The sequence below is a fragment of the Palleronia rufa genome, assembly GCF_000743715.1.
Lineage (GTDB): Bacteria > Pseudomonadota > Alphaproteobacteria > Rhodobacterales > Rhodobacteraceae > Palleronia > Palleronia rufa.
The window spans coordinates 162,230-188,914 of sequence record NZ_JQEY01000004.1 but is presented as its reverse complement, the minus strand read 5'-3'; the positions used below and the strand labels follow the sequence as shown (position 1 = coordinate 188,914).

21 protein-coding genes are annotated in these 26,685 nt (G+C 69.9%); 15 read left to right on the top strand and 6 right to left on the bottom strand.

Annotation, left to right across the window (positions count from 1 at the left end; genetic code table 11):
- Nucleotides 1-59 precede the first annotated feature (59 nt).
- The 5 genes from KW83_RS08280 (at nucleotide 60) to KW83_RS08260 (ending at nucleotide 6,472) form a co-directional block, all read left to right on the top strand.
- Complete coding sequence (locus tag KW83_RS08280; protein WP_036177425.1) at nucleotides 60-857, top strand: ABC transporter permease; 798 nt, start codon at nucleotides 60-62, stop codon at nucleotides 855-857.
- 590 nt (nucleotides 858-1,447) lie between these two features.
- A complete protein-coding gene (locus KW83_RS08275; RefSeq protein ID WP_036177422.1) occupies nucleotides 1,448-2,134 on the top strand; it encodes a response regulator in 687 nt (228 codons plus the stop codon).
- A 118-nt stretch (nucleotides 2,135-2,252) separates the two neighbouring features.
- On the top strand, nucleotides 2,253-3,344 hold the full coding sequence (locus KW83_RS08270) for an FIST N-terminal domain-containing protein (RefSeq protein WP_235191383.1): 1,092 nt from the start codon (nucleotides 2,253-2,255) through the stop codon (nucleotides 3,342-3,344).
- Nucleotides 3,341-5,551 (top strand): hybrid sensor histidine kinase/response regulator, encoded by a 2,211-nt coding sequence (locus tag KW83_RS08265; RefSeq protein WP_036177234.1) that lies wholly within the window; start codon nucleotides 3,341-3,343, stop codon nucleotides 5,549-5,551. The genes KW83_RS08270 and KW83_RS08265 overlap by 4 nt, the downstream gene beginning before the upstream one ends.
- A gap of 486 nt (nucleotides 5,552-6,037) precedes the next feature.
- A complete protein-coding gene (locus KW83_RS08260) occupies nucleotides 6,038-6,472 on the top strand; it encodes a DUF4112 domain-containing protein (protein ID WP_036177232.1) in 435 nt (144 codons plus the stop codon).
- Between the two features lie 64 nt (nucleotides 6,473-6,536).
- Here KW83_RS08260 and ndk read toward each other — a convergent pair whose 3' ends face one another.
- Nucleotides 6,537-6,959 carry a nucleoside-diphosphate kinase gene (gene ndk, locus KW83_RS08255; RefSeq protein ID WP_036177226.1) on the bottom strand — a complete coding sequence of 141 codons (423 nt, stop codon included), beginning with the start codon at nucleotides 6,957-6,959 and terminating at the stop codon, nucleotides 6,537-6,539.
- Nucleotides 6,960-7,232: 273 nt separating this feature from the next.
- On the opposite strand from ndk, the gene KW83_RS08250 reads away from it, so the two are divergent.
- The 3 genes from KW83_RS08250 to KW83_RS08240 are packed head-to-tail and all read left to right on the top strand — an operon-like array spanning nucleotide 7,233 to nucleotide 10,368.
- On the top strand, nucleotides 7,233-9,089 hold the full coding sequence (locus tag KW83_RS08250) for an ABC-F family ATP-binding cassette domain-containing protein (protein WP_036177225.1): 1,857 nt from the start codon (nucleotides 7,233-7,235) through the stop codon (nucleotides 9,087-9,089).
- A 34-nt stretch (nucleotides 9,090-9,123) separates the two neighbouring features.
- Complete coding sequence (locus KW83_RS08245; RefSeq protein WP_036177224.1) at nucleotides 9,124-9,753, top strand: MarC family protein; 630 nt, start codon at nucleotides 9,124-9,126, stop codon at nucleotides 9,751-9,753.
- Nucleotides 9,754-9,789: 36 nt separating this feature from the next.
- Nucleotides 9,790-10,368 carry a retropepsin-like aspartic protease family protein gene (locus tag KW83_RS08240; RefSeq protein WP_036177417.1) on the top strand — a complete coding sequence of 193 codons (579 nt, stop codon included), beginning with the start codon at nucleotides 9,790-9,792 and terminating at the stop codon, nucleotides 10,366-10,368.
- A 269-nt stretch (nucleotides 10,369-10,637) separates the two neighbouring features.
- Here the strand turns inward: KW83_RS08240 and KW83_RS08235 are convergent, their stop codons facing one another.
- Together KW83_RS08235 and KW83_RS08230 are read right to left on the bottom strand one after the other, a co-directional pair.
- Nucleotides 10,638-11,099, bottom strand: coding sequence for a DNA polymerase III subunit chi (locus KW83_RS08235; protein WP_036177223.1), 462 nt, complete (start codon nucleotides 11,097-11,099; stop codon nucleotides 10,638-10,640).
- Between the two features lie 2 nt (nucleotides 11,100-11,101).
- Complete coding sequence (locus KW83_RS08230) at nucleotides 11,102-12,586, bottom strand: leucyl aminopeptidase (RefSeq protein WP_036177222.1); 1,485 nt, start codon at nucleotides 12,584-12,586, stop codon at nucleotides 11,102-11,104.
- A 125-nt stretch (nucleotides 12,587-12,711) separates the two neighbouring features.
- Here KW83_RS08230 and lptF point away from each other — a divergent pair, with 125 nt between their 5' ends.
- The 6 genes from lptF (at nucleotide 12,712) to rsmA (ending at nucleotide 20,285) form a co-directional block, all read left to right on the top strand.
- Nucleotides 12,712-13,833, top strand: coding sequence for an LPS export ABC transporter permease LptF (gene lptF / locus KW83_RS08225; protein WP_036177414.1), 1,122 nt, complete (start codon nucleotides 12,712-12,714; stop codon nucleotides 13,831-13,833).
- Nucleotides 13,830-14,924: an LPS export ABC transporter permease LptG gene (gene lptG / locus KW83_RS08220; protein ID WP_036177221.1), complete on the top strand. Its 1,095-nt coding sequence runs from the start codon at nucleotides 13,830-13,832 to the stop codon at nucleotides 14,922-14,924. Before lptF ends, lptG begins: the two co-directional genes overlap by 4 nt.
- The gene (locus tag KW83_RS08215) at nucleotides 14,924-17,029 is read left to right on the top strand and encodes an LPS-assembly protein LptD (protein ID WP_051928365.1); all 2,106 of its coding nucleotides are present in this window, start codon (nucleotides 14,924-14,926) and stop codon (nucleotides 17,027-17,029) included. The genes lptG and KW83_RS08215 overlap by 1 nt, the downstream gene beginning before the upstream one ends.
- Before the next feature lie 40 nt (nucleotides 17,030-17,069).
- Nucleotides 17,070-18,302: a peptidylprolyl isomerase gene (locus tag KW83_RS08210; RefSeq protein WP_036177409.1), complete on the top strand. Its 1,233-nt coding sequence runs from the start codon at nucleotides 17,070-17,072 to the stop codon at nucleotides 18,300-18,302.
- Complete coding sequence (gene pdxA, locus KW83_RS08205) at nucleotides 18,299-19,282, top strand: 4-hydroxythreonine-4-phosphate dehydrogenase PdxA (protein WP_036177220.1); 984 nt, start codon at nucleotides 18,299-18,301, stop codon at nucleotides 19,280-19,282. The genes KW83_RS08210 and pdxA overlap by 4 nt, the downstream gene beginning before the upstream one ends.
- 154 nt (nucleotides 19,283-19,436) lie before the next feature.
- On the top strand, nucleotides 19,437-20,285 hold the full coding sequence (gene rsmA, locus KW83_RS08200; protein ID WP_036177219.1) for a 16S rRNA (adenine(1518)-N(6)/adenine(1519)-N(6))-dimethyltransferase RsmA: 849 nt from the start codon (nucleotides 19,437-19,439) through the stop codon (nucleotides 20,283-20,285).
- 393 nt (nucleotides 20,286-20,678) lie between these two features.
- Here rsmA and KW83_RS08195 read toward each other — a convergent pair whose 3' ends face one another.
- From KW83_RS08195 to KW83_RS08185, 3 genes are all read right to left on the bottom strand, one after another.
- Nucleotides 20,679-21,599 carry an NAD(P)H-dependent flavin oxidoreductase gene (locus KW83_RS08195; protein ID WP_036177218.1) on the bottom strand — a complete coding sequence of 307 codons (921 nt, stop codon included), beginning with the start codon at nucleotides 21,597-21,599 and terminating at the stop codon, nucleotides 20,679-20,681.
- A gap of 68 nt (nucleotides 21,600-21,667) precedes the next feature.
- A complete protein-coding gene (locus KW83_RS08190; protein WP_036177217.1) occupies nucleotides 21,668-22,492 on the bottom strand; it encodes an aldo/keto reductase in 825 nt (274 codons plus the stop codon).
- 60 nt (nucleotides 22,493-22,552) lie between these two features.
- Entirely contained in the window at nucleotides 22,553-23,032 is a 480-nt protein-coding gene (locus KW83_RS08185) for an Lrp/AsnC family transcriptional regulator (protein WP_036177216.1), read from the bottom strand.
- Nucleotides 23,033-23,140: 108 nt separating this feature from the next.
- Here KW83_RS08185 and putA point away from each other — a divergent pair, with 108 nt between their 5' ends.
- The gene (putA, locus tag KW83_RS08180; RefSeq protein WP_036177215.1) at nucleotides 23,141-26,554 is read left to right on the top strand and encodes a bifunctional proline dehydrogenase/L-glutamate gamma-semialdehyde dehydrogenase PutA; all 3,414 of its coding nucleotides are present in this window, start codon (nucleotides 23,141-23,143) and stop codon (nucleotides 26,552-26,554) included.
- The last annotated feature ends 131 nt before the right edge of the window (nucleotides 26,555-26,685 follow it).

The following is a 26,685-nucleotide window of genomic DNA, read 5'->3' as shown; positions in this document are numbered from 1 at the left end:
GGGCAACCTGCGCACCGCGCCGCACAGGCCGCGCCGTGCGCCGGGGGCGCGATTGCCGGATCCGTCCGGTGACCTGGCTGATCGCCCTGCGGGCCATCGTCGCCCGCGAAGGTCTGCGGTTCCTGCATCAGCGCGAACGCTTCCTCGCCGCCCTCGTCCGTCCGCTGGTCTGGCTGCTGGTCTTCGCCGCCGGGTTCCGGGCCGCGCTGGGCCTGTCGATCCTGCCGCCCTACCAGACCTACATCACATATGAGACCTACATCGTGCCGGGGCTCTGCGGCATGATCCTGCTTTTCAACGGGATGCAGTCGTCGCTCTCTCTCGTCTACGACCGCGAGATGGGATCCATGCGCCTCCTGCTCACGGCCCCTCTGCCGCGCTGGTGGCTGCTGCTGTCCAAGCTGATCGCCTCGACCGCCATTTCGGTCCTGCAGGTCTACGCGTTCCTCGCCATCGCCCTGGCCTTCGGGATCGAGATGCCGCCTTGGGGCTATCTCACCGTCTTGCCGGCCCTGGTTCTTGCGGGGCTGATGCTGGGCGCGCTCGGGCTGGCGCTGTCGTCCCTCGTCAAGCAGCTTGAGAATTTCGCGGGCGTCATGAACTTCGTCATCTTCCCGATGTTCTTTCTCAGCTCCGCCCTGTACCCCCTTTGGAAGATGGCGGAATCCTCTCCGCTCCTGCGCGATGTCAGCGCGGCCAACCCGTTCTCCCACGCGGTCGAGCTGATCCGCTTCGCTCTTTACACGGAACTCAACGCGGCGGCGCTGCTCTGGACGCTGCTGGCCACGCTGGCCTTCGCCGCGCTCGCCCTGTGGGGATACGACCCGGCCCGCGGCCTTGTTCGCCGCAAGGGCTGATGGCCGCCCGCGCCGCGGCGCCTGTCGGCGCGCGGGCGCCATCGGACGGTTCACCCGGTCGGACATGACCCGGGCCGGCGGGCCGTCCGGACCCACCGCCCGGGTGGCGAGGCGCTGCGCCTCCGCCGCACGGGTGACCAATACCGTCGTGGCTTCGGTCTCGTCGCGCAGGCGCACGAAAAGCGCCATTATCTCATCGGCCAGCGTCCGCCACGGCGGGCGCGCGGGTTCCTGAAAGATCGTCGCCACCGCCTCGGGCGCGTCGATCCGGCCGGGATACCCGCGGTCGAGTCCGGCGATACAGCGCAGAAAACCGCGGACTGTCCAAGGCGGCCGGATCGAAGACAAGCCCGCGCCGGGCTCCCGGTTCAGGGTGCCGAATTCCAAGGCCGCAGCGGACAGCTTCGGCAGGGTCTGCGCCGGCGCCGCCGTCAAGATGCAGGCCGCCGGAACGGCACCGGCTTCCCCCGGGTGGCAGACAGCAGGACGAGATGCGGGCTCCGCGCGCCGCCGGACGCACCCCGGCGCCGTCCCCGCACCCGACCTTTTTCCCCCATGACGCGCCCCGCGCGCCGGGCTATCGTGCCACAATGCAGGCACACCAGAGTCCCACCGCGACACAGACCCGCTCGGCGCTCGTCATCGACGACCACCCGCTGTTCTGCGACGCGCTGGAGCTGACGTTGAAGAACGCCGCCCAGTGCCAGGATATCGCCACCGCCGACACCCTGTCCGGCGGGCTTGAGATCCTGTCCCGCGACGGACGCCGCGATGTCATCGTGCTGGACCTGAACCTGCCGGACGTCACCGGGTTGGACGGGCTGATCCGTCTTAAGACGCAGGCCCCCGACACGCCCGTTATCGTGGTCTCCTCCATGGCCGACAACGCGATGATCGCCGCAGCGATGGAAGCCGGGGCCTCCGGTTTCGTGCCCAAACACAGCCCCCATGCGGAGTTCCGCGCCGCGCTGGAGGCGATCCTCGCGGGCCGCACCTACCTGCCGGAGAACTTCGTGGACTGCCCGCAGCCGTCGGACCGGGCGAACGCGGTCACGCGGCTGTCGTCGCTGACCGCGCAGCAGGCCCGCATCCTGGAGCTGATCTGCGACGGCAAGCTGAACAAGCAGATCGCCTACGACCTGTCGATCGCCGAAACCACGGTCAAGGCGCATGTCACCGCCATCATGCGCAAGCTGGCCGTGCAGTCCCGCACCCAGGCGGTGCTGGTGGCGCAACAGGCCAAGTTCGCGTCGATCTTGCCAACCCGCGACGGCTGACCCATCCTGCGCGGCGGGGAGGACACCGGCCATCGCGCGGATTACCGAGACACGGCCCGGAACGGCAGCCCGCGACACGGGCCTGCTGCTGCGCGCCGCGGTGGCCCATGACGCCTCCATGGCCGCGCTGGCCCGGCGGTTCGCCGGCACCGACCTGTCGCAGCTGTTTCTCTTCGTCAGCCCCCGCGCCGATTTCGACCGGGTGGCCCGGGACGCCGCCCGCGCCTTTCCCGGCTGCCATACGGTCGCCTGTTCGACCGCGGGCGAAATCGGCCCGGACGGCTATGCCGAGGACGCGATCATCGCCGTCGGCCTGCCCGCCGCCCATTTCGCGACCGAGCTTCTGGTCGTCCCGGACCTTGCGGCGTTCGACGGGGCCGCGCTGGCCGACCGGATGGTGCGCACCCGCATCGACCTGGCCGCGCGCGCGCAGGCCTTTCCCACGCTCTTCGCCTTCGCGCTGATCGATGGGCTGTCGCGGCGCGAGGATGCGCTGGTCGCGGCCCTTGCCCCCGCCCTGGGGCACATGTCGCTCTTCGGCGGGTCCACCGGCGACGGGCGGGCCTTCGGCCGGACGCGCATGGCCGTGAACGGCGATGTGCTGGACGGCGCCGCCGTGGTCACGCTGGTGGCCACGGATTGCCGCGCGCAGGTGTTCAGCCTGGACCATCTCACCCCCACCGAAACCCGCATGGTCGTCACGGCGGCAGATCCCGAGACCCGTACCGTCAAGGAGATCAACGCCGCCCCCGCCGCCCGCGAATACGCCCGCGTGGTGGGCCGCGATCCCGACCAGCTCGACACCTTCGCCTTCGCGGCGCACCCCGTCGTGGTGCGGCTGGGCGACGCGCATCACGTCCGCGCCATCCAGCGCGTCACCCCTGAGGGCGATCTGGTCTTTTTCTCCGCCATAGATGAGGGGATGGTGCTGTCCGTCGCCCGGTCCGAGGACATGGCCGAACACCTGGAGCGGGAGCTCTCCGCCCTGTCGGTCCACACCGCCCCGTCGGACATCCTGGGTTGCGACTGCATCCTGCGCCGGATCGAGGCCGAGGAGGGACAGCAGAGCCGCGCCGTGTCCGACGTTCTGGCGCGCCACCGGGTGGTGGGCTTTTCCACCTACGGCGAGCAGATCGGCCCGATCCATATCAACCACACCATGACCGGCGTGGCTCTCTATCCGCCCGCCGCGGGGGGACGCCGCCCATGACGCTGCCGGGGCTGGTCGATCCGTCGGAACCGCTGGAACGCCAGCACGCCCGGCTGGTCCGCATCGCGGACGTGCTGATGCGCAAGGTCGAGCAGGCCGGCGACCATCCGGGCCTGGCCTATGCCCAGTTCGAGCGCGCCACTCTGCTGGAGGCGCAGGTCCGCCAGCGCACGCTGGATCTGGAGCGCACGCTGGACCTTCTGCATGAGGCCAACGCCCGGCTGGGCGTCGCCAACGCAGCGGCGGAATCGGCCCGCGCCAACCTGGCAGAGGCGGTCGAATCGGTGCGGGAGGGTTTTGCGCTCTTCGACGCGGAGGACCGGCTGGTGATGTCGAATTCGCGCTTCTGCCGCGACCTGGCCGATATCGCCGTGCGGATCGAGCCGGGGCTCGGGTTCGGCGACTACGTGCGCCTGGTCTCCACCTCGGTCTATCTCGACCTGTCCGAGGGCGAAACGCCCGCCAGCTGGCGCCACGGCCGCATGAGCCGCCATGCCGACGACAGTGTGATTTTCAACGTCCGCCTGACCCGCGACCGCTGGCTGCAGGTGGGCGAGCACCGGACCGCCAACGGCGGCACCGTGATCCTGCAGACCGACGTCTCCGACATCATGCGGGCCGAACGGGCCAAGCGCGACCGGATGATGGACCAGCAGGCGCAGATCCTGCGCGCCACCCTCGACCATCTGAACCAGGGGGTGTGCATCTTCGACGCCGGACGGCGGCTGGTGGGCTGGAACCACCGCATGGAAAAGCTGCTGGCCCGTCCCGTAGACGGGCAGGTCCTGGGCATTTCCTTCGACGCGCTGCTCGTCCGCCTGGACGACCAGATCACGTTCTCGCGCCAGTTCACGCGGGCGGATCTGACCGCCTGGGCCGAGCGGACCCGGCCCCGCAGCCCGATCACGTTCGAGGTTCGCCAGGGCCAGCAGACCCTGTCCGTCTTCGCCCAGGAGATGCCCGACCGCGGCTTCGTGATCTCTTTTTCGGACGTGACGTCGGAGCGGGAGGCAGAGCGCGCCCTGCGCGACGTGAACGAGACTCTGGAGCGCCGGGTGGAGGAGCGCACCAACGAGCTGGGCGACGCGCTGGACCAGGCGCGCCGGGCGAACGCGTCGAAGACCCGCTTCGTCGCCGCCGCGTCCCACGACCTGCTGCAGCCGCTGTCTGCCGCCAAGCTCTTCGTCTCCTACCTGGAGGACCGCGCCCAGGACGACACCGCGCGGGTGACGGCGGCCAAGGCGGTGTCGGCCCTGGCCTCCGTCGAAGAGATCATCGAGGCGCTTCTGGACATCTCCAAGCTCGACTCCGGGCAGGCCGCGATGAGCCTCCAGGAGGTGCCGCTCAGCCGCATCCTGACCTCTCTTCGTTCGGAGCTGACGCCGCTGGCCGACGCCAAGGGGCTGACGCTGAGGATGGTGGACAGCTCGCACGTCGTGCGTTCGGACCCGGTGTTCCTGCGCCGGATCCTGCAGAACCTGGTGACCAATGCGATCCGCTACACCGACACCGGCAAGGTGCTGGTCGGGGTCCGCCGCAGCGGTTCCGATACGCGGATCGAGGTGCGCGACACCGGTCCCGGCATCGCGCCCCAGGACCAGCGCACCGTCTTCCAGGAGTTCCGGCAGCTGGGCAAGTCCGCCTCCGGCTCCAAGGGGCTGGGGCTGGGGCTGACCATCGTGGAACGCGCCTGCGCGATGCTGGGTCATCCGCTGTCGCTCGACTCCACGCGCGGCCGGGGATCCTGCTTCGCCGTCTCCGCGCCGCGGCTGGGACAGGTCGGAAACGAGCCCGCCCCCGCCCACCCCGTGGACGATCTTCGCCCCCGGACCCGCAACCTGGTGGTCCTGCTGGTCGAGAACGACCCGGAAATGGCCGGCGCGCTCACGCTGATGATCGAAAGCTGGGGCAGCCACGTCATCCACGCCGAAACCGGAGAAGGCGCCCTGGCGCTGCTGGATGAGATCGACATTACCCCGGACCGCGCGCTGCTGGACTACCAGCTTGGCGGTGGCATGACCGGAACGGAAGTGCTGGACCGCCTGCGGTCCCGTCACGGGGCGGTCCCGGCACGTGTGATTTCGGCAAGCCGGCGCCAGGACATCGCCGATGCCTGCCGGGCGGCGGGGGTGACTCTGGTCCCCAAGCCCCTCGACCGGCGAAAAATCATAGAGCTTCTGGATGGGTCTAGCCCGGATGCCTGCTGAGCGCGCCTTGTGGCAGAATAGCCGCGGTCGCTAACCTCCCGACGATGTGATCCCGAACGCCCTCAGCGCGCCCGTTTTGCGCTTGATGGTGACATCACGCCACGTAGGAGACGCGCCATGGAACGTCAGAACAACAAAAAGCCCGCACCGTCCGGGCCCACCGCACAGCAGCCTCCCGCCCAGGGTCCGGTCAAGCAGTCCCCGGTCCGCTTTGCCGACTGGGCCGCGATCTGAGGGGTCCGACGATCCCGCAGCGCGCTGTCGAAGGATGGCGCGACGCGATCCCGGCTCTCTGAGCGGCGTCCATGGGACCGCAGCGGCACCGGCCCGCCACAGATCCGCCGCACGACGGAGGTCCGCCAGCGGCCCGCCGGCGCGCCGACAGCGGGTCCGCGTCCCGCGGTACGCTTCGGCCGGTGGCCCGCGGACCGGCATCCGTGCCGGTTCGGTCGGGAACCCGGCCCATGACACGGATGTTTCGCTGCCATGGATCAGCACCCCCACCACGCACGCCTCGAACGGCTCGACCGACTTGCCCGGCGCATGGACCGCGCCTTTCGCATCCCCGGAACCGGCATCCGAATAGGCTACGATTCGCTGCTGGGGCTGATACCCGGCGTGGGCGACGTGGCGGCGGCGGCCCCGGCGGCCTGGATCGTGATGGAAAGCCACCGGATGGGCGCGCCGCGGAGCATTCTGGCCAGACAGGTGGGCAACATCCTCATCGACGTCGGATTCGGCGCGGTGCCGCTAATCGGCGACATCTTCGACGTGGGCTACAAGGCCAACATGCGCAACGTGAACCTGCTGCGCGGCCATGTCGATGCGCAGCTTCGCGCCGGCGCATCCGCCGGCGACGGCGCGCTGGCCTCTCACCACCCCACGATCGCCGGTACGGTCGATCGTTCCGCAAAAGGCTGATGGCCACGAAAAAGCCCGCACCGGCTTAGCCGATGCGGGCCGTGCTGCGTCCCCGGCGGTCCGGTCAGCCGACGAGCTCGAGCCCCGAGAAGAAGTAAGAGATCTCGTCCCGCGCCGTTTCGGGCGCGTCGGAGCCATGGACCGAATTCTCGCCCACGCTTTCGGCGAATTCGGCGCGGATCGTGCCCGCATCCGCATCGGCGGGATTCGTCGCGCCCATGACCTCACGGTTCTTGGCGATGGCGTTGTCGCCCTCCAGGACCTGCACGACCACCGGTTCGGACGCCATGAAGGTGCAGAGCTCTTCGTAGAACGGCCGGTCGGCATGGACCTTGTAGAACGTGCGCGCCTGGGCTTCGGTCAGGTGGATCCGCTTCTGCGCAACGATCCTGAGGCCCGCGTCCTCGAACTTGGCGTTGATCTTGCCGGTAAGGTTGCGGCGCGTCGCGTCGGGCTTGATGATCGAAAGGGTGCGCTCGGTGGCCATGGGATGCCTCATTCTTGACCGGCCCGCCCCATGCGGACCGCTTTATTCGGCGTCCTGCTACCACGCGCACCGCGCAAGTAAAACCCGGCAAGGGCTGCGCCTTTCCCGCGACCACCGCGCAGGCCGCACCGCCGCGTCGCGCCGGGCGCCCGCGGCCGCATGCGGTCCGGCCAGCCCTCCGCGCCGGTCTGCGCCAGCCCCGCGGGTGGCGGCGACCGCCCTGCCCCCCCGACACGGCTTTTCCCCGGCCCGGCGCTCTGCTAGGTGCGCGCCATGCTCCGCATCCGTGACATCACCTATTCGGTCGCCGGCCGCCCGTTGTTCGAATCCGCCTCAGCCGACATCCCCGACGGCCACAAGGTCGGCGTGGTCGGGCGCAACGGCACCGGCAAGACGACGCTCTTCCGCCTGATCCGCGGAGAGATCGCGTTGGAAGGCGGCGCCATCGACCTGCCGAAACAGGCCCGGATCGGCGGCGTGCGGCAGGAGGTGCCAAGTTCCGACACCTCGCTGCTCGACACGGTGCTGTCCGCGGATCAGGAGCGCAACGCCCTAATGGCGGAGGCCGAAACCGCCACCGACCCCGCCCGCATCGCTGAGGTCCAGACCCGTCTGGCGGACATCGACGCCTGGTCCGGGGAGGCCCGCGCCACCCAGCTCCTGCGCGGTCTGGGGTTCACCCAAGGGGAGACGCTGCAACCCTGCTCGGCCTTCTCGGGGGGCTGGCGGATGCGCGTGGCCCTGGCCGGCGTGCTCTTCTCCGCGCCCGACATCCTGCTGCTGGACGAGCCGACGAACTATCTGGACCTGGAAGGCGCGCTCTGGCTGGAAAGCTATCTTGCGCGCTATCCCCACACCGTGATCGTGATCTCCCACGACCGGGGGCTGCTGAACCGCTCCGTCGGGTCGATCCTGCACCTCGAAGACCGCAAGCTGACGCTCTATCAGGGCAGCTACGACACGTTCGCGCGCACCCGCGCCGCCCGGCTGGCCGCGAAGGAGGCGCAGATCAAGAAGCAGGACGACCGCCGCGCGCATCTGCAAAGCTTCGTCGACCGGTTCCGGGCCAAGGCGACCAAGGCCAAGCAGGCGCAGTCCCGCCTGAAGATGATCGAGAAGATGGAGACCATCCAGACCCCGCAGGAGGCCGCCCTGCGCGCCTTCACCTTCCCGGAGCCGGAGGAGCTGTCGCCGCCCATCGTCAACACCGAGAGCGCGTCGGTCGGCTATGGCGACAAGGTGGTGCTGGGCAAGCTGACCCTCAGGATCGACCAGGACGACCGGATCGCTCTTCTGGGTCGCAACGGTGAGGGGAAGTCCACGCTTTCCAAGCTGTTGTCGGACAGGCTTCAACCCATGGGCGGGCGCGTTACCAAGGCGTCGAAGCTGCGCGTGGGCTATTTCGCGCAGCACCAGGTCGATGAGTTGCATGTCGATGAGACCCCGCTCGACCACATCCGGCGTCTCCGCCCGACGGAGACGCCGGCCCGGCTGCGCGCGCGCCTGGCCGGGTTCGGCCTGACCGCCGACCAGGCCGACACGCTTGTGGCAAGGCTGTCGGGCGGCCAGAAGGCGCGGCTGTCGCTGCTGATCGCCACCATCGACGCGCCGCACATGCTGATCCTGGACGAGCCGACCAACCACCTGGACATCGAGAGCCGCGAGGCGCTGGTCGAGGCGCTGACCGCCTATTCGGGCGCGGTGATCCTGGTCAGCCACGACATGCATCTGCTCAGCCTGGTGGCCGACCGGCTGTGGCTGGTCAAGGATGGCCGGGTCACGCCCTATGACGACGATCTGCAGGCCTATCGCCGGATGCTGCTGCAGGGCGACGACCGGGAGAGCGCCGCCAAGCCGCGCGCCGTGGCCCCCGCCGCGCCGAAACCGTCGCGCGATCAGGTGCTGGCCCTGAAGTCCGAGGTCCGCAAGTCCGAGGCGCGGGTCGAGAAACTGGCCGAGATGCGCGACAGGCTGGCGCGCAAACTGGCCGATCCGGCGCTCTACGACGACGGCCGCGTGGGGGAACTGGAGACCTGGAACCGCAAATACGCCGAGGTCATGACCGCGATGGAACGCGCCGAATCCCTGTGGATGTCGGCTCTGGAAAAGCTGGAGAGGGCCGAGGCGTGAGCGCGCACCGCCCCTGCGCCGGCGACGCGCGCCGTTGACCCCGGAATTCTACGTCACCGCCTTCGTGACCCTCTTCGTGGTCATCGACCCGATCGGCACAACGCCGATCTTCGTCGCGCTGACCCAGGGGATGACCCGCGGCCGGCGCCGGGCGATCGCGGTCCGCGCCTGCGTGACCGCCATCGCCATCCTGTTCCTCTTCGGACTGTTCGGAGAGGCGCTGCTGGGATTCATCGGGATCTCCATGCCGGCCTTCCGCATCGCCGGGGGGCTGCTGCTGTTCCTGACCGCGCTGGAGATGCTGTTCGGCCGCCGCACCCGGCGCCGGCAGGACCAGTCAGAGGTCGACGACAGCGGACCGGAGGACGATCCGTCGATCTTTCCGCTGTCGATCCCGCTGCTGTCGGGGCCGGGCGGGATCGCGTCGATCATCCTGCTGACCGACCAGACCAGCGGCGCGCCCTGGGCGATGGCCGGCATCTTCGGCGTGACGACCGTCATCTTCGCCATCGTCCTGATGCTGTTTCTGGTGTCGGAGGTCATCGAGCGCGCGCTCGGACCCACCGGCATCCTTGTGGTGACGCGCCTTCTGGGGATGCTGCTGGCGGCTCTGTCGGTGCAGTTCGTGCTGGACGGGCTGGCCAACACCGGCCTTCTGGCCTGACTTTGCAAGCGGCCCCGGTGCCCCCATATGCAGGGCATGACCGGTGATTCCGTAGCCTCGATCCTCTATCTCTCGCTCCTCGGGCTTGCGATCTTTGGATATTTCATCGCCGCGAACCGGCAGAACATGGGCACGGCGCTGCGGCAACTGGCGCTCTGGGGGCTGATCTTTCTGGGGGCCATCGCCGTGGCCGGACTGTGGCCGCAGATCCGCGGCACGGTCGCGCCCCGTCAGAGCATGACCGCGACCGGCAGCCTGCAGGTTCCGCAGAGCGGCGACGGCCATTACCGCGTCACGCTGGACGTGAACGGGCAGCCCGTCCGCTTCGTGGTCGATACCGGCGCGTCCGACATGGTGCTGAGCCAGCAGGACGCGCGCGCGGTCGGGATCGACCCGGACACGCTGGCCTATCTGGGGACCGCCTATACCGCCAACGGCACCGTTCCCATGGCCCGCGTCGTGCTGGACAGCGTGGCATTCGGTCCGGCGGTCGAGCGCGACGTGGGCGCCAGCGTCAACGGCGGCGACATGTTCGGCTCATTGCTGGGGATGAGCTATCTGTCGCGCTTCGGAAAGATCTCCATCGAGAACGGCGTGCTGACCCTGACGCCGTAGCGGCGCCCGAAGCGCCGCCTCTGCCTGTCCCGCCTTTCACACCCCGGTGCGACCCGATCCGGGGACACGGGGAGGCCGCACCCCCTGGCAGCCGCGCCGGTCGCGGCGGCTGACACGCGGGAGCGGCGGATCCGCGACGTCCGAAGAGGCGGCGCGTCCGCGTTCCGGCGGCACTGCCGCGAGTCGTAGGGTACGGCGCTCACAGGGCGATGGACCGGATCGGACAGACCTCCTGCCCCGCCAGAGCGACAGCGGCACATCGAGGCGTGTCACGCCCGGCTATCGGCCTTCTTCTGCCAGCTTCCGCTCTCCTCGGACCAGTATTGCGCAGCGGCACCGGCGCGGGTCAGGTCGCGCCACTGTGCCCGGGCGCGCTCCAGCGCGGCCGGGTCGGCGCCGTCGAAGATAACGCAAACCCGTTCGGCCGCCGCGACCTCCTGGACGGTGACCTCCGCGCCCTCCACGCTCATCACGCAGGGGCGGTCGGCGGGGCCGGTGCCGCAGTCCAGCAGGACGGGCTGTAGGGCGTCATCCTCGCCGCCCGCCATCCCGTGGGGCAGAAACCCGTCCTCCGGGTGGGTCCAGAGCCGCTCGTCCAGATGTTCCATCCGCCGCGGGTTGCGCCCGCGCACCAGCACCCGCCAGCCGTTGCCCAGCGCGCGTTCCAGAAGCGGCGGCAGCACGTCCTCCAGGCTGCGGCGGGTCAGGTGGTAGAAATAGGCCTCGCCCAATCTCAGCCCTCGTAATGGTCGCGCACGAGCCGGTCGAGCGCGCGCACGCCCCAGCCCGTGGCCCCCTTGGGCGCCAGCGGGCTGTCGAAGGAGGTCGACGCGACCCCGGCGATGTCGATATGCGCCCAGGCCTGACCGTCCTTGATGAAGCGGTGCAGGAACTCGGCCGCGGTGATGGTCCCCGCCGGCCGACCGCCCACGTTCTTGACGTCGGCGATGCGCGATTTCAGCTGCTCGGCATATTCCTTGCCCAGCGGCAGGCGCCATGCGCCCTCTCCTTCCGCACGGGCGGCGCCCAGCAGGCGGTCGCAGAAGGCGTCGTCGTTGGACAGCACGCCGGCGTTGTGATGACCCAGCCCGATGATGACCGCTCCGGTCAGGGTCGCAAGGTCCACGATGGCGGCGGGCGAGAACGTCTCTTGCGCGTACCAGAGCACGTCCGCCAGGACCAGCCGGCCCTCCGCATCGGTGTTGATGACCTCTATGGTGTCGCCCTTCATCGAACGGACCACGTCGCCCGGCCGCGTTGCCCCGCCCGAGGGCATGTTCTCGACCAGCCCGACCAGCCCGACCACGTTGGCCTTTGCCTTGCGCAGCGCCAGCGTCTTCATCACCCCCGCCACCACGGCGGACCCGCCCATGTCCATGGTCATGTCCTCCATGCCCGCCGCGGGCTTGAGGGAAATTCCGCCGGTGTCGAACACGACGCCCTTGCCGACCAGGGCCAGGGGCGCCTCTTCGCCGCCGCCCATCCATTTCATCACCACGACCTTCGACGGGCTGTCGGATCCCTGCCCCACCGACAAAAGCGCGCCCATGCCAAGCTCTGCCAGCCGGTCCTCTTCCAGGACCTCGACCTCCAGCCCGTGTTCGGACAGCGCCTCCAGCCGCTTGCCGTAGCTGGTGGTGGTCAGCACGTTGGCGGGATCGTTCACCAGGTCGCGGGCAAAGAACACGCCCTCCGCCACGGCGGAAAGGGTGGCGCCGTCGACGGTCTCGGGCTTGGAGACCATGGCCACGACCTCGGCCGGATCGCCCCCGGCGCCCGCGGACCCGTCTCCGGCCGGGCGCGACCGCTGGTCGGCGTAGTCGTAGCTGCGCAGCACCGCGCCCAGGATCACCTCTGCGGCCCGCTTGCGCGCGCCCAGCGCCAGGGTCATCGGCTTGTCCGACGCGATCCGCGCCACCGACACGCCCGCCTTGCGCGCGCTGACCGGCCCCGCGCGCATCGGCAGCTTGACCACCGCGACGGCATCCGCCGCGAGGCCCGCGGGATAGGACAGGGCTAGGGCATCGCCGGGCTCGGCCTTTTCCCAGGCCTTGGAGGCGCGCGCCTTCTCCACACCGCCGCGGGTCAGCTTGTTCACCCGCCGGGCCAGCGCGTCCAGCCCGCCCTCCGGATCGACGAAGACGGCGATCACCCCGTCCCGCTCGGCCAGGTCGGCGGGGTCTGATGCAAGGACGCGGATCGCGGCGGGTCGGGTCATGGGGGGCTCCTGTCGATGTGCGCCCCACAGGTAGGACAGTGCCGCGGGCTTGGCCAGAAGGCAGTTCCCGCGACCGCGCCCATGGTCTAGGGTCCGGCGCAGACGTGGAACGGGGCAAGACCGGCGTGCGGACATTCGACAGATACCTGCTGTCGCAGCTTCTGACCCTGTTCGGGTTCTTCAGCCTCGTGCTGGTGGCGGTCTACTGGATCAACCGCGCGCTCCTCCTGTTCGACCGGCTGATCCAGAACGGCCATTCCGCGGCCGTCTTCCTGGAGTTCTCGGCGCTGGCTTTGCCCAACGTGATTCGCGTGGTGCTGCCGATCGCGGCCTTCGCCGCGGCGGTCTACGCCACCAACCGGATGCGCGGCGACTCAGAGCTGGTGGTGATCCAGGCCTCGGGCATCTCTCCGCTCCGCGGCGCCCGGGCGGTGGCCGGGTTCGGGGTCATGGCGGGCGCGGTGACGATGATCCTGACCCATGTGCTGGCGCCCATGGCATCGGGCCGCCTGGACCAGCGCAGCGCCGAGATCGCCGAGGACGTGACCGCCGGCCTGCTGACGGAAGGACAGTTCCTCAACCCCGGCAACGGCGTCACCCTGTTCATCGGTGAGATCACGCCCGCGGGAGAGCTGCGCTCGGTCTTTCTGGCGGACCGGCGCGCGCCCGGCACAGAGACCGTCTATACCGCCGAGCGCGCGCTTCTGCTGCGCCGGGACGACGGCCCCCGCCTGGTGATGTTCGACGGCATGTCGCAGCGGTACGACCCCGCCGAGGGACGCCTCGGCACCACCAGGTTCGACGACTTCTCCTTCGACGTCAGCGACCTGGTGGACATTGTTCAAGCCGGACCCCGTGACCTGGACCAGATCGGCTCGGCAGAGTTGCTGACCGCCCCCGACGCCGTGCGTGCGGAGACCGGCGCCGGCCCGGGCGCCATCGCACTTACCTTGCACAAGCGCACTACGCAGGGCGCGCAGGCGCTCGTCGCGCCGGTGCTCGGATTTGCGGTGATGCTGCTGGGCGGGTTCTCGCGCTTTGCCGCCTGGCGGCAGGTGGCCGCGGCGCTGGTCGCGCTGGTGGTCTACGATCTGGGCGACAACCTGTCGCTCGACGCGGTGGGTGCTAACGCCGCAGCCTGGCCCCTGCTCTATCTGCCGACCCTCGCGGCGCTGGCGGTCGCGGTGGGCCTGCTGATCTATGCCGGACAGCCGACGCGCCGCAAAGCCACGGCGGCGCCGGCATGATCCTGCACGTCTACTTCGCCCGCCGGTTCCTGACGACCTTCCTGTTCGTCATGTCGGTCTTCTTCGGCATCCTGGTGCTCATCAATCTGGTCGAGCAGGTCCGCCGGTTCGAAGGCGAAGGCGTTTCCTTTCCGGCCCTTGCCGCCATGACCCTGCTGTCGGTGCCGGAAACGCTCTATGCGATCCTGCCGCTGCTGGTCATCATCACCACGCTGACGCTCTTCCTGTCGCTGGCGCGCACGTCGGAACTGGTGGTCAGCCGCGCCTCTGGCCGGTCGGCCTATCTGTCGCTCTTCGGGCCGGTGGTGGTCACGCTGCTGATCGGCCTCGGCGCCGTGACCGTGGTCAACCCGATCGTGGCCGCCACCACCCGGCAGTACGACATGCTGCAGGACCGGCTGGAGGGGCGCACCCGGTCTACCCTGGCTCTGTCCGATGAGGGGGTCTGGCTGCGGCAGGGTGGCGCCACGGGCCAGACGGTGATCCATGCCGACGGGGCCAATGCGGACGGCACCGACCTGACCGGCGTCAGCTTCATCGGGTTCACGCCCTCCGGCGGACCGGCCTACCGGATCGAGGCGGCGCGCGCCCGGCTTGAGGATGGCGGCTGGACCATCGCCGACGCCAAGGAATGGCGCTTCGACGCGCCGAACCCGGAGCAATCGGCCCAGAGCCATGAAACCCTGCGCCTGCCGTCGACGCTGACCGCCAGCCAGATCCTCGACAGTTTCGGAGACCCTGCGACGGTTCCGATCTGGGCCCTGCCGGGCTTCATCGCGGAGATGCGCGCCGCGGGTTTCTCCGCGCGCCGCCACGCCGTCTATCTTCAGGTGGAACTGGCTCTGCCGGTCCTGCTGGTGGCCATGGTGCTGACCGGCGCGGTGTTCACCATGCGCCACACCCGCGTCGCGCGGGCCGGCACGATGGTGCTTTCGGCGCTGAGTCTGGGCTTCGTCCTTTTCTTCATCCGCAATTTCGCGCAGATCCTGGGCGAGAGCGGTCAGATCCCCCCCGGACTGGCCGCCTGGGGCCCCCCGGTCGCGGCGATCCTGCTGCCGCTGGGACTTCTGCTCCACTGGGAGGACGGCTGATGCGCGCGCTGGCCCTGTGGCTGCTCTTGTGCCTGGCGCCCGCCGGCGCCCTGGCCCAGACCGCCACGCTTCTGGCGGACTCGGTGCGGATCGCCAACGACAACCGCCTCATCGCCGAAGGCAACGTCCAGGTCGCCTACCAGGGCGCGCTGCTGACCGCCTCGCGGATCGTCTATGACCGGTCGGCGGACCGGCTGCTGATCGACGGCCCGATCACCCTGGACGACGGGCAGAACTCGGTGCTGCTGGCCGACAGCGCCGCGCTCGACCCCGACCTCAGCAACGGCATCCTGCGCTCGGCGCGCCTGGTGCTCGACCGGCAGCTGCAACTGGCCGCGACACAGATCGCGCGGGTCGGAGAACGCTACGTGCAGCTGTCCAACACGGTCGCCTCCTCATGTGAGGTATGCGCCGCAAACCCCACCCCGGTCTGGGAAATCCGGGCGGCCAAGGTGATCCACGACCGTCAGGAACGGCTGCTCTATTTCGACCGCGCGACATTCCGGCTCTTCGGTGTGCCGGTGGCCTATTTCCCGCGCCTGCGGCTGGCCGACCCGACCCGCAGCCGCGTCACCGGGGTGCTGATCCCGCGCCTGCGCTCGAACAGCCAACTGGGGCTGGGCGCCAAGGTGCCGCTGTTCGTGACGGCGGGGGACAATGCCGACCTGACCCTGACGCCCTACCTGTCGAACCGGACGACCACGCTGGAGACGCGGTACCGCCAGACGCTGTCCTTCGGCGCCATCAATGTGGCGGGGGCGGTGTCGCGCGACGACATCCGCCGCGATGCGACCCGCTGGTACGTGATCGGCGACGCGGCCTTCGCGCTGCCGCGCGACTACCGGCTGGAATTCGACGTCGAGGCGGTGTCGGACGAGGCCTACCTGGTCGATTACGACTATTCCGACAAGGACCGCCTCAGGACGGAAGGCCGGATCCTGAAGGTCAGCCGCGACAAGCTCTTCCGCGCCAGCCTGACCGACTACACGACCCTGCGCGAGGGCGAGGTCGCGATCGAGGACCGGCTGCCGTCTCTCGTCACCGATCTGGTGCTCGAACGCCGGTACCGGATCGGCCCGGGAGAGCTGCGCCTGGGACTCGACGCCGCGTCGATCTACCGCGCCTCAGACATCGACCAGCTGGGCCGCGACACGGCCGAAATCGGCCTGAACGCCGACTGGTTCAACCGCGACATCCTTGGGCCGGGTCTGGTCTGGCAGAACCGCGCCCGCCTGGCCGGCACTTTCTACGCGGTGGAGCAGGACAGCCGCTTCGACGCCACGCCCATGCGTCTGGCCGGAACGCTGGCGACGGAACTGCGCCTGCCGCTCCAGCGCACGGGGGCTGCCGGCACCCATCACCTGATCGAGCCGGTGGTCCAGCTGGCCTATACGCGCCAGAGCGGCGATACCGTTCCGAACGAGGACAGCCAGCTGGTCGAGTTCGATGAGGGCAATCTCTACGCGCTCAGCCGCTTTCCCGGTGACGACGCCATCGAAACCGGGCTGCGCGCCAATGTCGGTATCAGCTACACGGGCTACAACACCGACGGCACCGGCATCGGACTGACCTTCGGCCGGATTCTGCGCACCGAAGCGGTCAAGGCGTTCTTTCCCGGCACCGGACTTGCTGGCGACCGGTCGGACTGGCTGCTGGCCGGGCGGCTCAGCTTTGGCGCCATGCTGGACCTGACCGCGCGATCGGTCTTCAACGCCGGCTTCGACACCAAGAAGACGGAAACCCGCCTGGCGCTGCGCACCGACCGCTTCGGGCTGGAAGGCGCCTATGTCTGGCTCGACGGCGAACGGCGCGAGAACCGCCCCCGCGACACCCATGAGCTGATCCTGGACGGTGATCTGCGCCTTTCGCGGCACTGGATCGGCAGCTTCGAATCCCGCTACGACTTCAACCGCGACCAGGCGGCAGAGGCTGGCGTGGGCCTTGTCTACCGGACCGAATGCATAGAGGTCGAGTTCAGCGTCAACCGCCGTTTCACGGAGACCGCCCTGATCGAACCGACCACATCCCTGGGCGTCCAGGTTTCCCTTGCCGGGTTCGGCAGCGGGCGGAACGACGAAAGCTATCGAAAGATCTGCAAGGGATGATATGCCCCCAGTCAGTCACGCCCGAACAACGAGCCGCATGATGACCCTCTTTCCCAGATCCCTCGCCCTCGGCGCCGTGCTGGCGGCCGTCCTCGCGGCGGGCGCTCCGCTGCCCGGGGCCGCGCAGAACATGTTCGCCCCGGCCGCCACCGTGGACGAGACCGTGGTCACCGCCTTCGAGGTCGACCAGCGCCAGAAGCTGCTCCAGCTCTTCAACGCCCCCGACGCCACGCGCGACAAGGCGCTGAGCGACCTGATCGACGAACGCCTGCAACTTGCCGAAGCGCGGCGCGCGGGAATCGAGGTCACCCGCCAGGAGGTGCTCGACGGGATGACCGAATTCGCCGGCCGCGCCAACCTCACCCGTGAAGCGTTCGTGGCCCAGATCGCCCGCGGCGGCGTCGACGTGACCACGTTCGAGGATTTCGTCCGCGCCGGTGTCGCCTGGCGCCAGGTGGTGCGCGCCCGCTTCGGTGACACCACCCGGATCGAGGAGGACGAGGTCGAGCGCGCGGCCGACGCGCCCCCCGCGCCGCGACTGCGGGTGCTGCTCAATGAGCTGATCATTCCGGCGAACACCCCCGACCGCGCCGCCCGGGCGCAGTCCCTGGCGCCGCAGATTTCTTCGATCACCTCCTTCGATGCCTTCGCCGCCGCCGCGCGGGAGTATTCCGCCACCCCCTCGCGCACCCGCGGCGGCCGGATCGACTGGCTGGAACTGGCCAACCTTCCGCCGCAGCTCGGCCAGGCGATCCTGGCCCTGGAACCCGGACAGGTCACCGCGCCGATCCCGCTGCCCAATGCGCTGGCCTTCTTCCAGCTCCGCCAGGTCGATGAGATCGTGCCCCAGGGCGTGCCCACATCCATCGACTACGCCGCCTATGACATCCCCGGCGGCCGGTCCCCGCAGGCCCTGGCCGAAGCCGCGCGCATCGACGCGCGCGTGGATACCTGCGACGATCTCTACGCCGTGGCCCAGGGGGCCGACCCGGCCCGGCTCCGGCGCGACAGCCGTCCCGTCGCGGAAATCCCGTCGGACGTGGCGCTGGAACTGGCCCGGCTGGACCCCGGGGAGGTCTCCACCGGCCTCACACGCGCCGACGGGCAGACGCTGGTGCTCCTGATGCTCTGCGGCCGGTCCTACCGGGCCGCGGATGCCGAAGCGCCCAATCTGGGCCAGGTCCGCAACGCGCTGGTCCAGCGCCGCGTCGGGCGCCGGGCCGACAACCTGCTGGCCGAGCTTCGCGCCAACGCCACCATCGTCCGGCAATGACGGCACCCATCGTGCTGACCTGCGGCGAGCCTGCCGGGGTCGGGCCGGAGATCGCCGCAAAGGCATGGCGCGCGCTTGGCGACGCCGTGCCGTTCTTCTACCTGGGCGATCCGGCGCACCTGCCGCGGGACGCGCCCGTGGCGCTGATCGCGACCCCCGGGGAGGCGGCCGCGGCGGCCCGCTCCGGACTGCCCGTCCTTGCCGTGGACATGGGCGCGCCCGCCACGCCCGGCACGCCGCACCCCGCCCACGCCCCCCTGGTGGTGGAGATCATCGCCCGCGCGGTAGAGATGGTCGGGGCCGGGGCGGCCCGGGCGCTCTGCACGCTGCCGATCCACAAGAAGGCCCTGATCGACGGCGCGAACTTTGCCTATCCCGGCCATACGGAATATCTTTCGGCCCTGGCGGGGGGGGCGGACGTGGTGATGATGCTGGCCTGCGACACGCTCCGCGTCGTGCCGGCCACGGTCCATATCCCCCTCGCAGAGGTGCCGCGCGCCCTCACCCGCGCATCGCTGGAACGGACCCTGCGCATCACCCATGCGGCGCTGATCCGCGACTTTGGCCTGCCCGTCCCCCGGATCGCCGTGGCCGGGCTGAACCCCCATGCGGGCGAGGGCGGCGCCATGGGCCGGGAAGAGATCGACACCATCGTTCCGGTGATCGACACCCTCAGGGCCGAGGGGATGGATCTGCGCGGCCCCGCCTCCGCCGACACGCTCTTCCACCCCGAGGCCCGCGCCCGCTACGACGCCGCCGTGGCCATGTACCACGACCAGGCGCTGATCCCGATCAAGACGGTGGATTTCGCCGGCGGGGTGAACGTCACCCTGGGGCTTCCCTTTGTGCGCACCTCCCCCGATCACGGCACCGCTTTCGACATCGCCGGGACCGGCCGGGCCGATCCGGCCTCCACCATCGCGGCGCTGCGGCTGGCGGCGCGCATGGCGGCCGCCCGCGCGGCCGTACCCGCCCCGTGACGCGGCCCGCCACCGCCCCGCGGCCGTTGCGCCCCGCGGCCCGCCACCGCCCCGCGACCGATCGGACGGGCGCCCCCTGCCCCTTCATCTTTCTGAAAATATCCCGGGGGGCGGCCGCAGGCCGGGGGGCAGCGCCCCCTGCCGCACCTCAGGAATGACCGCCATCGACGGCCTGCCGCCGCTCCGCCGGGTCATCGCCGAACACGGGCTGTCGGCGCGCAAGTCGCTTGGGCAGAATTTCCTGCTGGACCTGAACCTGACCGCCAAGATCGCGCGCCAGGCGGGCGACCTGACGGGCGCCGACGTGCTGGAAGTCGGGCCCGGTCCCGGCGGACTCACCCGCGGCCTGCTGGCCGAAGGCGCGCGACACGTCCTGGCCGTGGAAAAGGACGCCCGCTGCCTGCCCGCGCTTCAGGACATCGCCGCGGCCTATCCCGGCCGGCTGCGGATCCTCAACGCCGATGCGCTGAAGCTCGACCCGCTGGACCATCTCACGCCGCCGATCCGCATCGTCGCCAACCTGCCCTACAACGTCGGAACGGAGCTTCTGACCCGCTGGCTCGACCCGCCGGCCTGGCCGCCCGCCTGGCAGAGCCTGACGCTGATGTTCCAGAAGGAGGTCGCGCAGCGCATCGTCGCCACCCCCGGTTCCAAGGCCTACGGCCGGCTTTCGCTCCTGTGCCAGTGGCGCACCGATGCGCGGATCGTCATGGACCTGCCGCCAGAGGCCTTCACCCCGCCGCCCAAGGTCCGCTCCTCGGTGGTGCATCTTACGGTCCGCAGCGAACCGCTTTTCCCCGCGCGGGCCGCCACGCTCTTCGGCCTGACCGCGGCGGCCTTCAACCAGCGCCGCAAGATGCTGCGCGCCGCGCTGAGGGGCCAGGCGCCGGACATCGTCGCCCGGCTGGAGGCGGCCGGCATCGCCCCTACCCGCCGCGCCGAAGAACTGTCGCTAACGGAGTTCTGCGCGCTGGCGCGAGAGATCGACCGCCAGCGCACCTGAGACCCGGCCGCCCGGCAACGGCGGATGGCCGACCGACGCACACCCGCCTCGCACCGGCGCACGTCTGGCCGGCGCGTTGGAACCGGCGCCGGAAGAGACCCGGCCCGCGGCCCAAAAACCCGACGCCCGGCACCGCCACCGACGCTGCCCCCGGTTCCCACGGGCCTGTCCACGCGACCGCGCCGACCCATTGTTTTGCGCGCGGGGCAACGGCGGCGCCGCGCGGCGGTCGCCGGGGACGATGGCCAGCGAAGGCGGAGGCGGATCGTCCGCCGTCGCCCTCGCCGTTCGCGGTGCCGCCCTCTGTCCGGCCGGTTCCGCGACGCACGGTCATCCCGCCGCCAGGCAAGACCCCGGACCCGCCCGGTCCACCGGGGCGGAGACTGCGCCCGCCTACGCCTCGGCGCCCAGGCGGGCGCAGGTCTCGCGGTACTCCGCGATCAGTCGGGCGCAGAGATCCGCGGCGGCGGGAATATCGTCGATGGCCGCGACGCCGTGGCCGGCGGACCAGATGTTCTTCCAGGCCTTGGCCTCGCTTTCCATGTCCATGGGTCCGTGGTCGGGCAGGTTGTCGGGATCCAGCCCCGCCGCGGCGATGGACTGGCGCATGAAATTCGCGTTCACACCGGAGATCTTCGGCGTGTAGACGATGTCGGTGGTCTTGGACTCCACCACCATCCGCTTGTTGTCCTGCGACACCATCGCCTCCTTCGTGGCGATGAACCGCGTGCCCAGATAGGCCAGGTCCGCCCCCATGGCGCGGGCCGCGGCCACCTGCGCACCCGTGGAGATGGCGCCCGACAGCACGATGGTGCCGTCGAAGAACGACCGGATCTCCGGGATGAACCCGAAGGGCGACAGCAGACCGCCATGGCCGCCGGCGCCCGCGCAGACGGCGATCAGCCCGTCCACCCCGGCCTCCACGGCCTTTTCCGCGTGGCGCGTCTTGATCACGTCGTGATAGATCCTGCCCCCGTAGGAGTGGACCGCGTCCACGACCTCCTTCACCGCCCCCAGCGACGTGATGACCAGCGGCACCTTGTGCTTCACGCACAGTTCCAGGTCCGGCTTCACCCGGCTGTTCGACCCGTGGACGATGAGGTTCACGCCATAGGGGGCGGGCGCGTCCTCACCCTCCAGCCGTTCCTCGATCTGGGTCAGCCAGTCGCCGAACCCCTCGGTGGTGCGCTGGTTCAGCGCCGGGAACGTGCCCAGCACGCCGGACCGGCAACATTCCACCACCAGGTCCGGACCGGAGGTCAGGAACATGGGGGCCGCGATGGCGGGGATCTTCAGGGTCTCGAATGGCTGCATGGGGTCCTCCGGTTCGCGGACCATGTAGCCTTGCCCGCCGCCGCGGCGAAAGCCGGACGCAGCGGCACTCAGTCGTCCCAGTCGGGCGCCATCCCGTCCGGAGAGATGATCCGCCCGTCCGGCCGCGCCAGCGCGTCGATCCGGGCGATCTCGTCTTCGGTCAGCGACAGCTCGGCCGAGGCCAGGTTGTCGGCCAGCCGCCCGGGCGTCGAGGTCTTGGGGATCGCGATGCCGCCCTTGGCCAGGATCCACGCGACCGACACCTGCGCGGCACTGGCGTCATGGGCTTCGGCGATCTCGGCCAGGGTCGCGTCGTCCATGACCTGCCCGCGCGCCAGCGGGGAATAGGCCTCGACCGGGATGCCCAGCCGTTCCATGCCCGCCAGCAGCGTCTGTTGCGGGATGAACGGATGCATCTCCACCTGGTTGGCGGCGATCGGATGGGACAGGATGCCGCTCGCCTCTTCCAGCAGCGCCACGGTGAAGTTCGACACGCCGCCGAAGCGCACCTTGCCCTCGTCGATGAGCGCGTCGAGCACCGGCAGCGTCTCCGACAGCGGCACCTCCCGGGACGGCCAGTGGAGCAGCAACAGGTCGATATGCCCGGTGCCCAGCCGCTCCAGCGACTCCTCCGCGGCGGCCCGGAACGCGTCCGCGGCGTGGTTCTCCGGCAGGATCTTGGTGGTCAGGAACACCTGGTCGCGCGGCACGTCGGCATCGCGGATGCCCTGGCCAACCTCGGCCTCGTTCCCGTAGGCCTGCGCGGTGTCGATATGGCGGTATCCCTCCGCCAGGGCGGCGCGGACCAGCTCGGCGGTCTTGCCGCTGTCCATCTGAAAAGTGCCAAGACCCAGCGACGGGATCGCGGCCGGGCCGATTGTCGTGACGGGCATGGGGAGCCTCCTTCTGACGTGTCCGCCTCCAACGCGCCGGGGGCGCCGCCGGGTTCCCGCCTAAGCCTCCGCCACCGCCCAGGCAGAATCCTTGACCGCCTGCATCGCCACGAAGGTCGAGGTATGCGCCACATGCGGCAGGGTCGAGATCCGGCTGGCCAGGATCGCCCGGTAGCGGGTCATGTCCGATGTCCGGACCTTCATCAGGTAGTCGAAATCCCCGGCGATCAGGTGGCACTGCTCTACCTCCGGGATCGCCTGCACCGCGGCGTTGAACGCCGCCAGCGCCGTCTCCCGCGTGTCCGACAGCTTGACCTTGACGAAGGCCACATGCTCGCGGTCCAGGCGCACCGGATCGATGGTCGCGCGGTATCCGGTGATGATGCCGTCCTGCTCCAGCCGCTTCAGCCGCGCCTGGACGGGACTTTTCGACAACCCGACCCGCGCCGCCAGTTCGGTCACGCTGATCCGCCCGTCCGATCCCAGGATGTCGAGAATCGCCCGATCAAAGCGATCCAGATCGTTGCGCTTCGTTTGCATGGCCCGCAACCCTTTCTCCGGGAGATTCGTCCGCGACAAGACGGCACCTTAGTCTGTCAGCTTGCCGACTTCGCCCTATCCTTAAGGACAGCCGCAAGGGAGCCCGCCATGCCGAGAGACACCAATCTGCCGCCGTCGATCCTGCCCCTTTCGCCCTACCCCGACCCCGACGCGATCCTTCAGCAACTGGTCGAGACCGCGGATCTTCCGCCGGACGCGCGCGCCCGGATCAAGGAACACGCCGTCGATCTGGTCAAGCGCCTGCGCGCCGACGCCTCGCCCGGCCTGATGGAGGTCTTTCTGGCCGAATACGGCCTTTCGACGGAAGAGGGCATCGCCCTCATGTGTCTGGCAGAGGCGCTGCTGCGCGTTCCCGACGCGGAGACCGTCGATGAGCTGATCGAGGACAAGATCGCCCCGGGTGCGTGGTCCCAGCATCTGGGCCATTCCTCTTCTTCGCTGGTCAACGCTTCCACCTGGGCGCTGATGTTCACCGGCCGCGTGCTGGACGAGCGCGACTCGCGTCCGCTCAAGGCCCTGCGCGGCGCGGTCAAGCGCATGGGAGAGCCGGTGATCCGCCGCGCCACGGGCCAGGCCATGAAGGTGATGGGCCGCCAGTTCGTGCTGGGAGAGACCATGGACAAGGCCATGGACCGCGCCGCGAAGATGGAGGCCAAGGGCTACACCTATTCCTACGACATGCTGGGAGAGGCCGCGCGCACATATGGCGATGCAGAGCGCTACCGCCGCGCCTACGCCACCGCCATCGACAGGATCGCAAGGGCCGCGACCAAGGGCGACATCGCCACCAATCCCGGCATCTCGGTGAAGTTCTCCGCCCTGCATCCGCGCTATGAGGTCAGCCAGCGCGACCGCGTGCTCGAAAATCTGGTGCCCGTGGTCCGCGACCTCGCCGCCCGGGCGGCCAAGCTCAAGATCGGCTTCAACGTCGATGCCGAGGAGCAGGACCGGCTGGAACTGTCGCTGGAGGTGATCGAGCGCGTGCTGGAGGACGAGCGCCTGGCCGGCTGGAACGGCTTCGGCATCGTCGTGCAGGCCTTCGGGCCGCGCGCCGCGGCGGCGATCGACTGGATCGGCGACACGGCCGAACGGCTCGACCGCAAGCTGATGGTGCGACTGGTCAAGGGCGCCTACTGGGACACGGAGATCAAGCTGGCCCAGCAGGAAGGGCTGGAACGCTTTCCGGTATTCTCGCGCAAGCCCGCCACGGACGTGAGCTTTGCCGCCAACGCGCGCAAGCTGCTGGCCCGCCGCGACCGGATCTATCCGCAATTCGCCACCCACAACGCCCATACCGTCGCCACCGTGCTGCACATGGCGAAAGCCATGGGCGTGGGCCGCGAGCAATACGAGTTTCAGCGCCTCCACGGCATGGGAGAGGCGCTCTACGACATGGTGATGAAGGACGAGAAGATCCGCTGCCGGATCTACGCCCCCGTGGGCGAGCACAAGGACCTGCTGGCCTATCTGGTGCGCCGCCTGCTGGAAAACGGCGCCAACTCCTCCTTCGTGAACCAGATCGTGGATGAGGAGGTGCCCCCCGAAACCGTGGCCGAGGATCCGTTCGCCGCGCTGGGCTATGCCGCCCCCGTCACGCCCGGAACAGAGATCTTCCTGCCCATGCGCCGCAATTCCCGCGGCTGGGACCTGACCGCGGCCGAGCATCTCGAAGAGATCGAGCAGGCCCGCGCCCCGTTCCGCACCACCCGGTTCGTGGCCGGGCCGCTGCTGGCCGTGGACGCCCGGCCCGAAGACGAGGCAGAGCGCCTGAACCCGTCCGACCCGTCGGACGTGGTCGGCGTCACCCGCTTCGCCTCCACCGCGGACGTGGAGGCCGCTCTGACCGCCGCGCGGTCCTGGACCGCCTCCAAGGAGGAGCGCGCCCGGGTGCTCAAACGCACCGCCGACCTCTATGAGGAGAATTTCGGAGAGATCTTCGCCGTGCTCGCCCGCGAGGCCGGCAAGACCATCCCCGACGCCGTCGCGGAACTGCGCGAGGCGGTGGATTTCCTGAACTACTACGCAGAGGAACTGGCCCGCCTCGACAGCGAGCCCCGGGGCCGCTTCGTCTGCATCAGCCCGTGGAACTTTCCCCTGGCGATCTTCACCGGCCAGATCGCCGCCGCTCTTGCCGCCGGCAACGCGGTGCTGGCCAAACCGGCCGAGCAGACGCCGCTGATCTCACACCTCGGGGCCCGCCTCATGCATGAGGCGGGCGTGCCGCGCGAGGTGCTGCAACTCCTCCCCGGATCGGGAGAGATCGGCGCGGCGCTCACGTCGGACACGCGGATCGACGGCGTGGCCTTCACCGGCTCGACCGCCACCGCGCGCAAGATCAAGGAGGCCATGGCCGCCAACTGCGCCCCCGGCGCGCCGCTGATCGCAGAGACCGGCGGGCTGAACGCGATGATCGTGGACAGCACCGCGCTGCCCGAACAGGCGGTCCGCGACCTGCTGCAATCGGCCTTTCAGTCGGCCGGACAGCGGTGCTCTGCCTGCCGCTGCGTCTATGTGCAAGACGACATAGAGGACGGGTTCCTGAAGATGCTGACGGGCGCCATGGACGCGTTCCGCCCGGCAGATCCGTGGATGCTGGAATCCGACTCCGGCCCGCTCATCGACGCCGACGCCCATGCCGCCATCTCCGATTACGTGGACGCCGCACGGGATCAGGGCCGCCTGATCCATCAGATAGAGGCGCCCGAGACCGGCCATTTCCTGGCCCCCGCGCTGGTCCGGGTGGACGGCATCCAGTCCATGGACCGGGAGATCTTCGGCCCGGTGCTCCATGTCGCCACCTTCAAGGCCAGCGGCATCGACCGCGTGATCGACGCGATCAACAGCACCGGCTACGGGCTGACCTTCGGGCTGCACACCCGGATCGACGACCGCGTGCAGCATATCACCGACCGAATCCATGCCGGCAACCTCTACGTCAACCGCAACCAGATCGGCGCCATCGTCGGCTCGCAGCCGTTCGGAGGCGAGGGGCTCTCGGGAACCGGCCCCAAGGCGGGCGGCCCGTTCTACCTGCCGCGGTTCCAGAAACCCGTAGAGCCCCCGGTGCCCGACAGCCCCATCGACCTGCCCGGCCCCACGGGCGAATCGAACCGTCTGAGCCTGGTGCCGCGCCCGTCGGTCCTGTGCCTCGGCCCGACCGAAGAGGACAAGGCCGCGCAGAAAAAGGCGGTGGAGCGACTGGGCGGCACCGCGCGCGAAGGGTCCGCGGAGCGCGACCTGAGCCAGGAACCGGAGTTCGGCTCGGCCGTCTGGTGGGGGGACGACGACACCGCCCGCCGCCTGGCCGAAGAGCTCGCGCAGCGGCAGGGCCCGCTTCTGGGGCTGGTGACCGGCGCCATCACGGTGCCGGACGTGCTGCATGAGCGTCATCTCTGCATCGACACCACCGCGTCGGGCGGCAACGCCCAGCTTCTTGCAGAGGTGGCCCGGGAAGACCCCCGCGCCAAGGGAGAGGCCCCGTCCACCGGGCCGCACGTCTGACCCCGTCCGCCGGCGTGGCGCCGCCGCCGGACCCGGCCGGACTGTCCGGTCCGGACAGGCGCCGCCCGCCACGGCCCGTTCCGGCGGCGCGGGCGGCGCTTGCATCCGGCAGGCGGCTCGGCCACGTCTGA